Genomic DNA, 15,166 nt, shown 5'->3' with positions numbered 1-15,166 from the left:
CGTCACGCCAGGCGTGGATGCCAAAATTTTTGGCTACAACCCATTGCCTGGCATGCGCAGGAAGCTATATTTTCAATAGCAAAAGATTCAAACGCCGCGGTTGCGCATCCAGTCGGCGGTATTCATGAAGCTGGCCTTCAGTCGCACACGCAACGCCTCGGGCACGCCGGTCTCGCCCATGGCCTGGTCCATGCAGGCCACCCACTGGTCGCGCTCCTGGATGCCGATGGAAAACGGCATGTGGCGCATGCGCAGGCGCGGATGGCCGAAGCGGCTCTGGTAGTGGTCCGGGCCGCCCAGCCAGCCGCAGAGAAACCAGAACAGCTTCTGGCGCGCATCGTCCAGCGTGCTGCCGTGGACCGCGCGCAGCTCGCGATAGGCGGGCTCCAGGTCCATGAGGTCGTAAAAGCGCGTGACCAGCTGCTGGACCTTCTCTTCCCCGCCAATCCACTCGTAGGGCGTGGCGAACGGCGGCTTTTCTTCAATCTGCATGGTGTGAGGGGCAATGGAATGCGACTTGCGCAAATCAGTTTCGGGCAGGGCATGTGTCTCATGGAGAGGCACTTGGCGCCTCGGCGCCCGCATGTCTGCGCAAGTGCTGACGGATACGGTCGCTGCGGCATTGTCCCCCGACCGGCTTGGCCTGCGTTGCCGCAAGGCAATAGCCGGATGGCCGGAGCATGGCATATCAATAATGAGAATAAATATCATTTATGTAGAATCCGGCCATCTTTGACGCCAACCGATTTTCCCGTGTCCATACCCGCCGATAGTGACAGCCGCCAGACGCTGGGCAGCATGTACCTGCAGCACAACCCCTGGCTGGTGGCATGGCTGCAGCGCAAGCTGGGCAACCGCTGCGATGCGGCCGACATCGCGCAGGACACCTTCGCCCGCCTGTGCACGGCAACCCGGGCCCAGGCCCTGCAGGACCTGCGCGAGCCCCGCGCCTACCTGACCATGGTGGCCAAGCGGCTGCTCATCAACCACCTGGAGCGCCATTCGCTGGAGCAGGCCTACCTAGCCTCGCTTCAGCTGCTGCCCGAGCCCACGGCTCCTTCCCCCGAGGCGCGCGCCATGCTGCTGGAAACCCTGGAGGAGCTGGACGCCCTGCTCGACGAGCTGCCGCCTCCGGTCCGCACCGCCTTTCTGCTGTCCCAGCTCGAAGGCCTGTCCTATGAAGACATCGCGGCGCAGATGGAACTGAGCGTGCGCACCGTGACGCGCTACATGGCCCAGGGCTTCCGGCAGTGCCTGCGCGCCATGCTGGAGGCATGAGCATGGGGCCCGTGGACGCCCGCCTGCTTGACGAGGCCGCGCACTGGCTGGCCCGAAGCCATTCCTCCAGCTTCAGCGCCGCCGAGCGGCAGGAGCTGGCGCGCTGGCGCAGCCGCAGCCCCGCGCACGAGCAGGTGTGGCTGTGCGCCGAACAGTTGCAGGAACGCCTGGGCAGCCTGCCCCCTGCCCTGGGCATGGCGGTGCTCAACCGTCCGCGCCGGCGCAGCAAACGCCGCCAGGCCTTGCGCCACGCCGCGCTGTTGCTGGCCACTCCCGCGCTCGGCTGGCTGGGCTGGCGCCACCTGCCCTGGCAGGTCTGGAGCGCCGACTACCGCACCGCCAGGGGCGAGAGCCGCTCCATCACCCTGGCCGACAGCAGCCGGGTTCTTCTGAACACCGATTCGGCCATCAGCGTCCGCTTCGACGCCCAGGCCCGGCGGGTGGGCCAGCATGCCGGGGAAATCCTGGTCGAAACCGCGCACACGCCCGCATACGCCGCCCGGGCCTTCGTGGTCGAGACCGAGGAAGGCCGCATGCAGGCCCTGGGTACGCGGTTCATCGTGCGCAGGCAGCAGGGCAGGACCAGGCTTGCCGTGCTGGAGGGCGCGGTGCGAGTCACGCCGGCACGCTCGGGCAGCTCCGTCATCGTGCAGGCCGGCCAGCAGCTGGCGTTCGATGCGCGCACGGCCGCCACGCCCTCCCCCCTCGCCGCCGCGCCCGACGCCTGGACCCACGGCATGCTGTATGCCGAGCGCATGCGGCTGCAGGACTTCCTGGCCGAGGTGGGCCGCTACCGCGAGGGGTTGCTGCTGTGCGATCCGCAGGTGGCCGAGCTGCGCGTCTCGGGCGCCTTCCAGCTGCGGGACACGGACCGCATTCTGGAGCTGCTGGCCCAGACCCTGCCGGTGAACGTGCGCAGCCGCACGCGCTATTGGGTGACTGTGACGGGGGAATAGCCCCCACGCTTGCCGCACTGCGTGCGGCGGCGCTGCCCCCCGAGGGGGCCTGTACGGCTTCGCCGTTTTGCCTTGGGGCGGCCCGGCGGCAAAACATGTCCAAGGCCAGGTTTGTCACGCTGCGTGCGGTGGCGCTACGTCCCCAGGGGGCCTGTACGGCTTCTCCGTTTTGGCCTAGGCGGCCCGACTGCAGATTTTTTTTGTCCTCCGCTGTCCGGTTTTTGCGGCTCGCCTGTCATGTGCAGTGAAGCCTTTCATTTAACAGCGACCAGGATCGAACCTATGCCCGCAATCCGCCTTTCCTCCCCCGGCTCCCTGCCCTGCGCCCCTTCCGTCCTGCCGCCACGGCGGCGGGTGGCGCAGGCCGCCATGACGGCCCTCATCGGCGGCGCCGCGCTGGGCCTGCAGCTGGGCGCGGCGCAGGCGGGGGAGCCCGTGCCGGCCCAGGCTCACGCCTCCACGTCGTTCCAGATTCCGCCCGGCCCGCTGGGTCCGGCGCTGATGGCCTTTGCCACGCAGGCCGGCATCAATCTGAGCCTGGACCCCGACCGGCTGGGCTCGCTGCGCACCCAGGGCCTGTCCGGGCGCTTTTCCGTTGACGGCGGCTTGGCCGGCCTGCTGCAGGGCACGGGGCTCAGGGCGCGCCAGGCCGGCCCCGGCAACTATGTGCTGGAAGCCGCGCAGGCCGGTGCGCAGGCCGCGACGCTCCAGGCCGCCGCCGGCGTGGGCGCAGGTGCCGGTTCTGGCGGGGATACGCGGGCAGGCGATGGCGCCGAGCTGGCGGCCGTCACCGTCACGGCCCGCACCCAGAACAACCTGGTGGCCCCCACGCGCCAGGTCACGGTGCTCGAAGGCGAGGAGGTGCAGCAGCTCAGGCAGGGCTCGGACAGCCTGGCCACCGTGCTGAGCAAGGCCGTGCCCGGCATGGCCGATTCCAGCCACACCATCACCGACTATGGCCAGACGCTGCGCGGGCGCAACATGCTCATCCTCGTCGACGGCGTGCCGCTGAACACCAACCGCGACTCCTCCAGGAACCTGGCCAACATCAACCCTGCGGACATCGAGCAGATCGAGGTGCTGCGCGGCAGCAGCGCCATCTATGGCAGCGGCGCGGCCGGCGGCATCATCTCCATCCGCACCAAGCGCCCCAGCGGCGAAGTGCAGGCCGAGACCGTGGTCACCGGCACCGCCCCGCTGTCGCGCCCGCGCGCGGCCGGCCTGGGCGCGGAAGTGCAGCACTACCTGTCCGGCGGCAACGAGAGCGTGGACTACTCGGTGAGCCTGGGCGCCCGCCACAACGGCGGCTCCTACGATGCACGGGGCGCACGCATCGCGCCCGAGCCCAGCCAGGGCGACCTGTTCGACTCCAGCATCTACAACGCCTCGGCCAAGGTCGGCTTCAAGCTCGATGCGCGCCAGCGCCTGCAGCTGTCGGCCAGCCACTACAACGCCAGCCAGGACACGTCCTATGCCTCCGACCCTTCGGTGGCCCGGCTGCCCCCCGGCATGGCCTCGGCAAAGCCGATCAAGGGCCTGGAGCTGGCCGACCAGAACCAGATCAGGAACACCATGCTGGGCCTGGACTACGAGAACAGCGACCTGGCGGGCAGCACGCTGGCCGCCCAGCTCTACTACCGCGATTTCTACACGCGCTTTGCCCCCTTCGACGCCCGCGCCGTGCCCGTGCGCGGCGCCAACGTGGACCAGTCCATGCAGAACTCGAACGTGTTCGGCGGCCGCCTGACCGTCAAGACGCCGTTCGGCCAGGACCGCAGCAGCCTGCTGATCTGGGGCGCCGACTTCAACCATGAGCGCACCGACATGCCCATCGACGTGTTCGATCCGCGGGCCTACGACGCCAGCGGCGGCCTGGTGTTCCGCAAGACCGGCCGGCTGACCTACATGCCGCCCGTGACCACGCGCAGCATCGGCGCCTTTGCCCAGCTGCAGCACCGCTTCAGCGACCGGTGGTCGGCCGAGGGCGGCGTGCGCTACGACCGCGCCCAGGCCAGCTTCAACGACTTCACGCCACTTTCGCAGTCGCGCGTGCCCGATCCCCAGTCCGTGGCCGGCGGCACGGTCAGGTACAGCGCCTGGACCTACAACCTGGGTGCCGTGTACACGCCGGCCAAGGGCCAGGAGTTCTACGCCTCGTACAGCCAGGGCTTCGAGCTGCCCGACATCGGCGTGGTGGTGCGCAATGCCACGCCGGCCTTCAACATCGGCAACTCCAACCTGCAGGCCATCAAGACCGATACCTACGAAATCGGCTGGCGCGGCAAGTTCTCCAACGTCATGGCCAATCTGAGCGTCTTCCAGTCGCAGTCCGACCTGGGCGCCGTGCAGAGCTTCAACAACGGCCTGACGCTGCTGCGCACGCGCGAGAAGATCCACGGCATCGAAGGCGGCCTCGACTACTACAGCGACGACGACCGCTGGAGCGCCGGTGCCAGCCTGACCTGGATGGCGGGCCGCGAGCGCCTGCAGGGCGCCGCCAGTGCCCAGGACATGACGGGCTACCGCATACCGCCGCTCAAGGTCACGGCCTATGCCCAGTACCGGCCCAGCGCCAGCTGGAGCCACAGGGTGCAGCTGACCTCCTACGCCTCCAAGGACTACCGTCTGCAGGGCAGGACCAGCTTCGGGCGCTACGACACCAGCGGCTACACCACGGTGGACCTGATCAGCCAGTGGCGCCTGGATGCCAAGAACCGCGTCTCCTTCGGCGTGGAGAACCTGTTCAACCGCCACTACTTCCCGCTCTACAGCCAGCTGCTGCGCAGCAACAACAACACCAGCCGCCTGCCCGCGGCCGGCGCGGTGCTGAAGATCAGCTACGCCCACACATGGTGACGCGGTGAAGGCGCTGTTTCGCCGGCTGCACCGCTGGTGCGGCCTGACCGTCGCCGGCCTGTTGTGCATCAGCGCGATCACGGGCAGCCTGATCGCCTTCGAGCACGAGCTGGACCGGCTGCTCAACCCGCAGCTGTTTCGCACGGGCAACCTGCAGCAGGCCATGCCGGTGGATGCGCTCATCGCCCGCATCGAAGCGCAGGAGCCGCAGGTGCGCGTGGCGCAGATGCCGCTGGACACGCCGCCGGGCGAGGCGCGCGAAGTGCATGTCGCGCCACGCCCGCAGGCGGGCGGGCCGGCGGCGGCGGCGCCGAGCTTCGACAGGCTGTTCGTCGATCCGGCCACGGCCCGCATCCTGGGCCGGCGCCAGTGGGGCGCCTGGCAGGGCGACCGCGCCCATCTCATGCCCTGGCTCAACCGCTTTCACCGCACGCTCACGCTGCCGGGCCGGCTGGGCAACCGCCTGCTGGGCGGCGCCGCCATCGCGTGGCTGGGCCTGAGTCTGGCGGGGCTGTATCTCACCCTGCCCGCGCGGCAAAGAGGCAGGGCGGCGGCGCTGCCGCGGGGCACGCGCCAGCGCGCCTACCTGGCGCGCTGGCGGCCGGCCTGGCAGATGCCGTGGAAAGGCCCGCGCTTTCGCTTCGTCAACGACCTGCACCGCGCCCTCGGCCTGTGGCTGCTGCCCCTGGCCCTGTGCAGCGCGCTGACCGGCATCTACCTGAACCTGGGCAACGAGGTCTTCAAGCCTGTGGTCAGCCTTTTCGGCCACATCACGCCCCACCCGCTCGCCCGGCTGCCGCAGCGCGATGGGCGGCAAGCCGATGGCCGGCTGCCGGCCGGCGCGCAGCTGTCCGCCGCCCAGGCCCTGGAGCAGGCGCAAAGCCTGCTGCCCGCCGAGGCCCGGCATTACCAGCCCTGGTACCTGGCGCCGCTGCCGCAGCAGGGCGCGTACCGCATCGCCTTCAAGGAGCCGGGCCTGCGCGAGGCGGCCTGGCGCGTGCGCTACGAGCAGATCTTCATCGACAGCCGCAGCGGCAGCCTGCTGGCGCGCTTCGGCTACCCCAGCGGCACCGGCGCCGACCGCTTTCTGGTCTGGATGTATCCGCTGCATTCGGGCAAGCTCTGGGGCCTGCCCGGGCGCGTGCTCATCTGCCTTGCGGGGCTGGGAACGGCCGCGCTGTGCATCGCGGGAGTCTTGCGCTGGACCTTCAAAAAGAAGAGCTGACACCGCCTGTCCCACAATGAATCCAGACATGAATCACTCTGTATTTGTTGCTGGAAAGGCGATGGCCGCTATTCAGAATGCTTCAACGCATCTGCTGCCGCGCGGGCTTCACTCCGCCGCCTGGCGCAGCGTCGTCATCACCGGGCGCTGCAGCACCTCGCGCAGCGCCCACCAGCCGGCCAGCCAGGCCAGCACCGCGCCGGCCAGGGCACCGACCAGCGGCACCCACCACAGCACGTTCCAGCTGAAATCGAATACCCAGCGCGCCAGCGCCCAGCCCACGGCCAGCGCCACGCAGCTGGCCAGGAAACCGGCCATCAGGCCCACGCCCGCCAGCTCCGCGCTCTGCACCTGGCGCAGCAGTCCGGCGCGGGCGCCCACGGCGCGCATGATGGCGTATTCGCGCGCCCGCTCCTCGCGCGTGGCCGTCACGGCCGCGAACAGCACCACCAGGCCCGCGGCCAGCGTGAAGCCGAACAGGAATTCCACGGCGCGGATCACCTGGTCCATCACGCGCTGCACCTGGGCTAGCGTGCTGCTCAGGTCCACATTGGTGATGTTGGGAAACTCGCGCACCAGCGCATTGTCGAAGCCCGCCACCTCGGGCGCCCGGTAGGCCGCCAGATAGGTGACGGCCACGTTGTCCAGGTGCTGCACCGGATAGATCACGAAGAAGTTGGCGCGCATGGAGCCCCAGTCCACCTTGCGCAGGCTGGTGATGCGTGCCTCGCTGAGCTCGCCGCCGATGTCGAAGCGCAGCACGTCGCCCATGTGCAGGCCCAGCGTCTTGGCAATGCCCTCTTCCACGCTGACGGCGCCGGCCTCGCCCGGCGACCAGCGCCCGGCCACGATCTGGTTGTGCTCAGGCGCCACCGTGGTCGTCGATAGATTGAACTCCCGGTCCACCAGCCGCTTGGCCCGGTCCTCGGCGTAGTCGTCGGGCGAGACCTCGCGGCCGTTGACGGCCACCAGCCGCCCGCGGATCATCGGATACCAGTCGTAGCTGCGCACGCCGGCACGGGCCAGCGCGGCCTGGAAGTCACTGGCCTGGTCGGGCTGCACATTGATCACGAAGCGGTTGGGCGCATTGGCCGGCGTGGCCTGGCGCCAGCTGGCAATCAGGTCGGTGCGCAGCAGCACCAGCAGCACCAGGGCCAGCAGGCCCACGGCCAGGCTGCTGACCTGCACCACGGCATAGGCCGGCCGCGCCGAGACCTGGCGCGTGGCCAGCACCAGCCAGCGCGGCGCAGTGGCCTCGTTGACCAGCCGCCGCAGCAGCCCGACGGCCAGCCAGGCCAGTGCCGCAAACAGCAGCACGGCGGCGGCAAAGCCGCCCACGGCGATCAGGCCCAGCTGCCGATCGCGGCTCACGGCCATGAGCAGGCCCGCGAAGCCGGCCACGCCCACCACCAGCACCGACAGCGACGCCGGCTTGAGGCTGCCCAGGTCGCGCCGCATCACGCGCAGCGGCGGCACCTGGGCCAGCTGCAGCACCGGCGGCAGCCCGAAGGCCAGCAGCAGGGTCATGCCCATGCCCAGCCCCATGAGCGCGGGCCAGATGCCGGCGGCCGGCAGGCTTGTCTGCACCAGACCCGCCACCATCAGCACGAACACATGGTGGATGGCCCAGCCCAGCAGCACGCCGGCGGCACTGGCCGCCAGTCCCGCCAGCACGAACTCCACCGCATACGCGCCGGCAATGCGCCGCTGGCTCTGGCCGAGCACGCGCAGCATGGCCGAGGCATCGAGATGGCTGTTGGCAAAGCCGCGCGCGGCCAGCGCCACGGCCACGGCCGACAGCAGCGCGGCCAGCAGCGCCACCAGGCTCAGGAATTTCTCGGCACGGTCCAGCGTCTGGCGCATCTCGGGGCGGCCGCTTTCCAGCGACTCTATGCGCAGGCCGTGCCCGGCCCTGGCCTGCTCCTGGGCCCAGGCCAGATAGCGCTGCGCGGCCAGCTCTCCCGCTCGGCCCGCTTCGGGCGCTGCGGCCACGGCCAGGCGGTAGGTGATGCGGCTGGCCGGCTGCACCAGGCGCGTGGCGGGCAGGTCAGCGCCGCTGATCATCACGCGCGGCGCAAAGCTCATGAAGCCCGCCCCGCGGTCGGGCTCCATGGCGATGACGTGGGAGAGGCGAAAGCGCGCATCGCCCAGCAGCAGCTCATCGCCGAGCTTCAGGCCCAGCGCCTCCAGCAGCGCGGCATCGACCCAGGCGTGGCCGCTTTCGGGAATCGCCCTGACCTCCAGATCCGGCTGGCCCGGTCCCTGGTTCAGATGCAGCACGCCGCGCAGCGGATAGCCGGGCTCCACGCTTTTGAGCGCCACCAGCTGGCTGGCACCACCCCTGGCCTGATCGGCCCGCGCCATGGTCGGAAAGCTGGCCGAAGCCACGGTCTGCATGCCCTGCGCGCGGGCATGCTCGCCAAAGATGGCGGGTGCCGGATTGTCGCTGACCACCACCACGTCGCCGCCCAGCAGCTGGCGCGCATCGCGCTGCAGGCCGCCCTGCAGGCGGTCGGCAAAAAAGCCCACCGAGGTCAGCGCCGCCACGGCCAGCAGCACGGCCACGGCCAGCAGGCGCAGCTCGCCCGCGCGCACATCGCGCCACAGGCTGCGCCAACCCAGAGTCCAGACAGAAGATTCATGCATGCCCCGCACGATAACCGAGGCGCGCTTGCCCCGGCGGTTGCGCGGAATCCGCACACAATGCGGGAAAGAGGAAGGCCATGGAAATATTCATCGTTGTCGCCCTGGGCGCCGCCGTCGCGGGATTCGTGCAGGGGTTGTCGGGCTTTGCCTTCGGCATGGTGGCCATGTCGTTCTGGGCCTGGGTGCTGGAGCCCCGGCTGGCCGCCACGCTGGCCGTGTTCGGTGCGCTCACGGGCCAGCTGGTCGCGGCCTTTTCCGTGCGCCGCGGCTTCGACTGGCGGCAGCTGGCGCCCTTTCTGCTCGGCGGCCTGGCCGGCATTCCGCTGGGCGTGTCGCTGCTGCCGCGCCTGGACATGGACTGGTTCCGCCTCGTCCTGGGGCTGCTGCTGGTGCTGTGGTGCCCGGCCATGCTGCTGTCGCAGCGCCTGCCCCGGCTCGCGGCCGACGGGCGGCTGGCCGACGGCGCGGTCGGGCTGGCCGGCGGCATCATGGGCGGCATCGGCGGCTTCACCGGCACCCTGCCCACGCTGTGGTGCACGCTGCGCGGCTATGAGCGCGACGTGCAGCGCGCCATCATCCAGAACTTCAACCTGTCCATGCTGCTGGTCACCATGGGCACCTATCTGGCCTCGGGCATCGTCACCCGGTCCATGTGGCCCTGGTTCGCCACCGTGCTGCCGGCCATGCTGATCCCGAGCTTCATCGGCACGCGCGTCTACATCGGCATCAGCGACATGCGCTTTCGCCAGATCGTGCTGGGCCTGCTGACCTTCTCGGGCCTGGCCCTGCTGGTCTCCGCCCTCCCCAAGCTATGGCTGCGCCTGGGCGCCCAGGCGCTCGCATAGAAAGGCCCGGCAGGCGGCCACCGGCGGCCGCTGCTGCCCGGGCTCGCCATTGACCATCAGGGCCAGGCGCCGGCCGATCACGGGCGCCGTGAGGCGCCGCACCTGCAGCGCGGGCGTGGCCACGCCCTGGGTGTAGAGGCGCGAGATCACGCCCACCGCATGGCCGGCCTGCACCAGGCTGTACAGCGACTCGCTGTAGCGCATGCGCATGGCCTCGTCCAGGGCGATGCGCTGCTGGCGCAGGGTGGCCACGGCCAGTTCGTAGGTGCTGCCGCGCGCGAACAGGGCCAGCCGTTCGCCGCGCAAGGCGCGCCAGCGCAGCGGCCCGCCATCCTGCGCCAGGCGGTGGCCCGGCGGCAGCAGCACGACCAGCTCGTCCTCCATCAGCGGCGTGGTGTGCAGCCCCGCCGGCATGTCCAATTCGGTGGTGATGCCCATGTCCACGGCGCCGCCGCGCAGCTGGGCGATCAGTTCCTCATGCAGGGGATCGGAGATTTCCACTCGCACCTGCGGCTGCTGCCGCTGCCATTGCGCCAGGGCCGGCGCCAGCAGGTGCATGGCCGAAGGCAGGCAGGCAATGCGCACGGTCTGCTGGCCGCCGGCCAGCACGGCATGCATCCGGCCCACGCCGCGGTCGAAGCTGGCCACCAGCCACTGCGCCTCATGCAGCAGCGTGCGGCCGGCCTCGGTCAGCGCCATGTGATGCGGCCCGCGGTCCATCAGGCGCGCGCCCAGCAGCGACTCCAGCTCGCGGATGCTGGCCGAGACCGCAGGCTGGCTCAACGACAGCTGCTGGGCCGCCTGGCTGAAGCTGCCGCTTTCCGCCACGGCCAGGAAGGCCCGCAACTGGCGCAGGCTGGGCACATGCAGGTTTGCCATAAATCACCTGGATAGACCTATCAAATTAAATCATTTTATTTATGGCTGCTGCCGGCCTAGCATGCGGGCCATGAATGCTGCCCCCACCTGCGCCACACCCGAGCTGTCCGCCTTTTTGCATGCCATCCCCAAGATGGAGCTGCACTGCCACCTGCTGGGCACCGTGCGCAAGAACACTTTTATCGACCTCGTGCAGCGCGCCAGGGCGCCGCTGACGCTGGAGGAAATCGAGGCCTTCTACACGCGTGGCGAAAAGCCCGTGGGCGTGCTGCGCGTGCTGCGCGCCCTGGACCAGTGGCTGCTGCGCTCGAGCGACGACCTGCACCGCATCACCTACGAATACCTGCAGGACGCGGCCGCGCACAACGTGCGCTATGCCGAGTTCTTCTGGAACCCCACGGGCACGGTGCAGTGCTCGGGCATGCGCTACGAGACCGCCCAGGCCGCCATCCTGGCCGGCGCGGCCGATGCGCTCAAGGACTGCGGCATACGCGGGCGCCTGGTGCCGTCCATCGACCGCGAGGCACCGGCCGCGGCCGCCGTCGAGATGGTCGAATGGATGCTCGCCCACCGCCATGACGAGGTGCCCGGCATAGGCATCGACTACCGCGAGAACGAGCGCCCGCCCGAGCTGTTCGTGGACGCCTATGCGCTGGCCCGCCGGAGCGGCCTCAAGACCACGGCCCACGCCAGCGAATTCGGCCTGCCCTGGAACAATCTCCAGACCGCGCTGGACGTGCTCCAGGTGGACCGCATCGACCACGGCTACACCGTGGTGGACAACCCGGAGCTGGCCCGGCGCTGCGCCGACAGGGGCATCGTGTTCACGGTGGTGCCCACCAATTCCTACTATCTGCGCACGCTCCCGCCCGAGCGCTGGGCGCTGGACCACCCGATCCGCCAGATGCCGGGCCTGGGCCTGCGCGTGCATCCCAATACCGACGACCCCACGCTGCACCATGTCGATCCCACGGGCGCCTGGAGCAAGATGGTCTGCGACTTCGGTTTTTCCATTGACGATCTCAAGGGCTTCATGCTCAACGGCATAGACGCCGCCTGGATCACCCCTGCCGAGCAAGCCGAACTGCGCCGCCAGTGGAGCGCCGAGTTCGACGCGCAGCGCGCCACCCATCTTTCCACCGCACAGGCCTGACCATGTTCCAGTTCAAGAAATCCTTCCCACTCGCCGCCTTCTTCTGCAGCCTTGCGCTGTGTGCCGGCGCCGGCCATGCCGCCGATCCCGCCTGGCCCGCGGCGCGGCCCATCACGCTGATCGTGCCCTTCAGCGCCGGCGGCAGCGTGGACGTGACGGCCCGCCTGGTCGCACAGAAGCTCGGCGAGCGCCTGCACCAGTCCGTGGTCATCGACAACGTGGCCGGCGCCGGCGGCGCCATCGGCGTCAACAAGGGCGTGCATGCGGCCGCCGACGGCTACACCCTGGTCATGGGCGCGGACAGTCCCATCGCCATCGCCAAGCTCGTCAACCCGGCCGCCGTGCGCTACGACGCGCTCAAGGACCTGGCGCCCGTGGCCATGGTCAACACGGCGCCCATGGTGCTGGTGGCCCGCAGCAGCCTGCCGGCCGGCAACCTCGACGAACTGGCCAGGCTGGCCCAGCAGCAGCCCGGCAAGATCAGCTATGCCACCTCGGGCATAGGCACCATCCTGCACCTGGCGACCGAGCGGCTGAGCGAACGCGCCAAGATGCAGTTGGTCCACGTGCCCTACCGCGGCGGCGGCCAGATCGTGACCGACGTGGTCGGCGGCCAGGTGGACCTGGCCATGCTGATCAGCGTGACAGCCATTCCGCAGATCCAGTCCGGCAAGCTCAAGGCCCTGGCCGTGACTTCGGACAAGCGTCTGCCCGAGTTGCCCCAGGTGCCCACCGTCGGCGAGACCCCGGCGCTCAAGGGCTACCAGATGGTGTCCTGGTCCGGCATCTTCGCGCCGGCCCGTACGCCCGCGCCCATCGTCGCCCGGCTCAACCAGGAACTCAATGCCGTGCTCGCCGCGCCCGATATCAAGGCCAAGCTCGCCGAGCAGGGCGCCGTGGCGGCCAGCGGCAGCGCGGCGGACTTCGGCGCCTTCGTGCGCAAGGAGCAGGCGCGCTACGCGGAAATCGTCAAGAACGCCCATATCTCGGCAGATTGAGCACCGCAATCGACCAAGAACGTATTTACGATCTCTACGCAGCCGCGTTGGAGCGCAATCGGGATGAGTTCGAAGCGTTGTCTCTTGCTTGCACCGGGGTGCAGGCCAGAGACAGCGCGAAGAAATCGCCCGATTGCGCTCCAACCCTTAGGGACATCGGCTTTGCGGCCGCCCGGGTCAGGGGCGGTCTGCGTCGTTGCCTAGCCGGCCGCGCCAATCCTCGCAATAGCACGGCTATTGCTGCGGTATTGGGCGCGGGGGGCCGCCCCCTAGCATCCCATCCCGCAAGGCCGCTGTCGCGGCGCGAGGAGATCGTCAACACGTTCTAAGGCATGGAGCCTGGAGGTGACCCGCACTTCCTACAATGGCTCCATGCCTTCCGACAACGCACCCATCCCCCAAAGCCTGGAAGAAGTCCAGGCATCGCTGGCCAGGCTCCAGGCCACGGGCCAGCAACTCGAAAACACCGCACAGCAATACGCGCTGAAGATGCAGCGCTCCAGAAAGTGGAACTACCTGGCCGTCGCCATGGCCGTGGCGGTCTGCATCGTGGCCTGGGCCAACCATGCATCGCCGTGGCTGCGCTGGGGCGTTCTGCCGGTCGTGCTGTTCATGGTGCTGTTCTTCGAAGCCATGCGCCGCCTGCTGGGCCTGACCATGCAAAGCAGCCTGCGCCAGCTGCAGCTGCAGATCGGTGGACTGGAGGCTCAGCTGGCTGCCCATCTCAAGGCCCGCGAGCAAGAGGGCCAGCCATGACTGCCGGCCGTCCGTTTCGCGTGCTCATGGTCTGCACGGGGAACATCTGCCGCAGCCCCACGGCCCATGGCGTGCTCGAGAAAATGGTGGCCGATGCCGGCCTGTCCGACCGCATCGCCGTGGACTCCGCCGGCACCCATGGCTACCACGTGGGCGAAGCGCCCGATGCGCGCAGCCAGGCCCATGCCCGAAAACGCGGCTACGACCTGAGCCCGCAGCGCGCGCGCCAGCTGCAGGCCAGCGACTTCGACGATTTCGATCTGGTACTGGTCATGGATGGCGCCAACGAGGCCGCCGCCCGCCGCCTGTGCCCCGCCGAGCGGCTGACGCGCCTGCGCCGCCTGACCGATTTCTGCCGCACCCATACCGACCGCGAAGTGCCCGATCCCTACTACGGGGGCGTCCAGGGCTTCGAGCATGTGCTCGACCTGGTGGAAGACGCCTGCGCGGGCGTGCTCGCCTCCGTGACGCGCGCCTAGGCGGCCCCACCGGTCCGCGCCAGGCGCATATGCAAGCGCTCAGATGGCCAGCAGGTCTGTGAGCCTGGGCGCGGTCGTGTTCCTGCCCATGGCGCATGCGCCCATGCCCGGGCAGGCGGATACGCGCGCTTTGCGGCAGCGAGGGAGTTAACCCGCCACCCGCCTCGTGGACAGGGCCGCTGCTGCCGGCCTGCGCCCCCAGTTCATGACCACCGTGCCGGCCACGGCCATGGCGCCGCCCACCAGCATGGAGGCATCGATCTCCTCGCCCAGCAGCAGGGCAGAGAACACCACGCCGATCACCGGCACCAGCGTGATATAGCCCGAGGCCGCGCCCGCGCCCAGGGCCTTGACGCCGTCGAAATACCAGGCATAGGCCAGGGCCGTGGCGCCAAAGGCCAGGAATAGCAGGGCCATCCAGGCCTGCCAGGTGCCGTGAAGGGCGGCGGCAAGGCCCGCAGACCCTTCCACGACCAGGCTGGCGGCCAGCAGCAGCACGGCGCCCACGGTGGACGTGACGGCCGTGGCCGAAAGCGCATCCACGCCCGTGAGCAGCCAGCGGCCGATCAGCGTGTACGACACCCAGCAGGCCACGCAGCCCAGGATCAGCGCCTCGCCGGTGCCCACGGCACCTTGCAGGATCTCCAGCGGCCGGCCGTGCGAGATGACGACCACGGCCCCCAGCGCCGCCAGCAGCATGCCCGAGGCGATGACGCGATTGATGCGCTCCCGAAACAGCCACACGGCCAGCAGCAGCGTGACCACGGGATTGAGCGTGATGACCAGCGCCGCCTTGCCGGCCGGCACATGCTGCAGGCCCAGCAGGAAGAACGAGGCATAGCCGAACACGCCGGTGGCGCCGGCGGCTGCCATGCCCAGCCAGCGCCTCGCGCTCCAGCCCTTGAGGCCGGCAAAGCCGCCGGCGCAGTACATCCAGGGCAGCAGCACCATGACGGCAAGCACAAAGCGCAGGCTGGCCGCAGCCAGCGGCGGCATGTTCTGGGCGATCACGCGGCCCGCGGGCCAGGAAGCGCCCCAGAGCAGGGCCATGCCGACAAGCCGCAGGTGCGGGCCAAAGGAATCACGGGTCATCAT

General features: G+C 69.5%; 13 protein-coding genes. 9 read left to right on the top strand and 4 right to left on the bottom strand.

Annotated features, from left to right (window positions below):
• Positions 1-87: 87 nt before the first annotated feature.
• Positions 88-492 (bottom strand): group II truncated hemoglobin, encoded by a 405-nt coding sequence (locus V8Z74_RS08590; protein WP_349708883.1) that lies wholly within the window; start codon positions 490-492, stop codon positions 88-90.
• 306 nt (positions 493-798) lie between these two features.
• Between V8Z74_RS08590 and V8Z74_RS08585 the strand changes: the two genes are divergently transcribed.
• The 4 genes from V8Z74_RS08585 to V8Z74_RS08570 all read left to right on the top strand — a co-directional run bounded on the left by V8Z74_RS08585 (position 799) and on the right by V8Z74_RS08570 (position 6,315).
• Positions 799-1,278, top strand: a complete 480-nt coding sequence (locus V8Z74_RS08585; RefSeq protein ID WP_349708985.1) for a sigma-70 family RNA polymerase sigma factor — start codon at positions 799-801, stop codon at positions 1,276-1,278.
• Positions 1,275-2,234 (top strand): FecR domain-containing protein, encoded by a 960-nt coding sequence (locus V8Z74_RS08580; protein ID WP_502879489.1) that lies wholly within the window; start codon positions 1,275-1,277, stop codon positions 2,232-2,234. The genes V8Z74_RS08585 and V8Z74_RS08580 overlap by 4 nt, the downstream gene beginning before the upstream one ends.
• Before the next feature lie 369 nt (positions 2,235-2,603).
• The gene (locus V8Z74_RS08575) at positions 2,604-5,090 is read left to right on the top strand and encodes a TonB-dependent receptor (RefSeq protein WP_502879491.1); all 2,487 of its coding nucleotides are present in this window, start codon (positions 2,604-2,606) and stop codon (positions 5,088-5,090) included.
• A 4-nt stretch (positions 5,091-5,094) separates the two neighbouring features.
• Positions 5,095-6,315 carry a PepSY-associated TM helix domain-containing protein gene (locus tag V8Z74_RS08570; RefSeq protein WP_349708881.1) on the top strand — a complete coding sequence of 407 codons (1,221 nt, stop codon included), beginning with the start codon at positions 5,095-5,097 and terminating at the stop codon, positions 6,313-6,315.
• A gap of 108 nt (positions 6,316-6,423) precedes the next feature.
• Here V8Z74_RS08570 and V8Z74_RS08565 read toward each other — a convergent pair whose 3' ends face one another.
• Complete coding sequence (locus tag V8Z74_RS08565; RefSeq protein WP_349708880.1) at positions 6,424-8,961, bottom strand: ABC transporter permease; 2,538 nt, start codon at positions 8,959-8,961, stop codon at positions 6,424-6,426.
• A 77-nt stretch (positions 8,962-9,038) separates the two neighbouring features.
• Between V8Z74_RS08565 and V8Z74_RS08560 the strand changes: the two genes are divergently transcribed.
• A complete protein-coding gene (locus tag V8Z74_RS08560) occupies positions 9,039-9,806 on the top strand; it encodes a sulfite exporter TauE/SafE family protein (protein WP_349708879.1) in 768 nt (255 codons plus the stop codon).
• On the opposite strand, the gene V8Z74_RS08555 is transcribed toward V8Z74_RS08560, so the two are convergent.
• Positions 9,771-10,685, bottom strand: a complete 915-nt coding sequence (locus tag V8Z74_RS08555) for a LysR family transcriptional regulator (protein ID WP_349708878.1) — start codon at positions 10,683-10,685, stop codon at positions 9,771-9,773. The genes V8Z74_RS08560 and V8Z74_RS08555 overlap by 36 nt on opposite strands.
• Positions 10,686-10,755: 70 nt before the next feature.
• Here V8Z74_RS08555 and V8Z74_RS08550 point away from each other — a divergent pair, with 70 nt between their 5' ends.
• The 4 genes from V8Z74_RS08550 to V8Z74_RS08535 all read left to right on the top strand — a co-directional run bounded on the left by V8Z74_RS08550 (position 10,756) and on the right by V8Z74_RS08535 (position 14,071).
• Positions 10,756-11,838 carry an adenosine deaminase family protein gene (locus V8Z74_RS08550; RefSeq protein ID WP_066477912.1) on the top strand — a complete coding sequence of 361 codons (1,083 nt, stop codon included), beginning with the start codon at positions 10,756-10,758 and terminating at the stop codon, positions 11,836-11,838.
• 2 nt (positions 11,839-11,840) lie between these two features.
• A complete protein-coding gene (locus V8Z74_RS08545) occupies positions 11,841-12,836 on the top strand; it encodes a Bug family tripartite tricarboxylate transporter substrate binding protein (RefSeq protein ID WP_349708877.1) in 996 nt (331 codons plus the stop codon).
• Positions 12,837-13,181: 345 nt separating this feature from the next.
• Complete coding sequence (locus V8Z74_RS08540) at positions 13,182-13,592, top strand: hypothetical protein (protein WP_349708876.1); 411 nt, start codon at positions 13,182-13,184, stop codon at positions 13,590-13,592.
• On the top strand, positions 13,589-14,071 hold the full coding sequence (locus V8Z74_RS08535) for a low molecular weight protein-tyrosine-phosphatase (protein WP_349708875.1): 483 nt from the start codon (positions 13,589-13,591) through the stop codon (positions 14,069-14,071). Before V8Z74_RS08540 ends, V8Z74_RS08535 begins: the two co-directional genes overlap by 4 nt.
• 147 nt (positions 14,072-14,218) lie before the next feature.
• On the opposite strand, the gene V8Z74_RS08530 is transcribed toward V8Z74_RS08535, so the two are convergent.
• Positions 14,219-15,166, bottom strand: coding sequence for a DMT family transporter (locus tag V8Z74_RS08530; protein ID WP_349708874.1), 948 nt, complete (start codon positions 15,164-15,166; stop codon positions 14,219-14,221).

Origin of the sequence: Comamonas sp. w2-DMI (genome assembly GCF_040187735.1) — a bacterium.
GTDB lineage: Bacteria > Pseudomonadota > Gammaproteobacteria > Burkholderiales > Burkholderiaceae_C > Comamonas > Comamonas terrae.
This window is presented reverse-complemented; position numbering and strand designations above follow the sequence as displayed.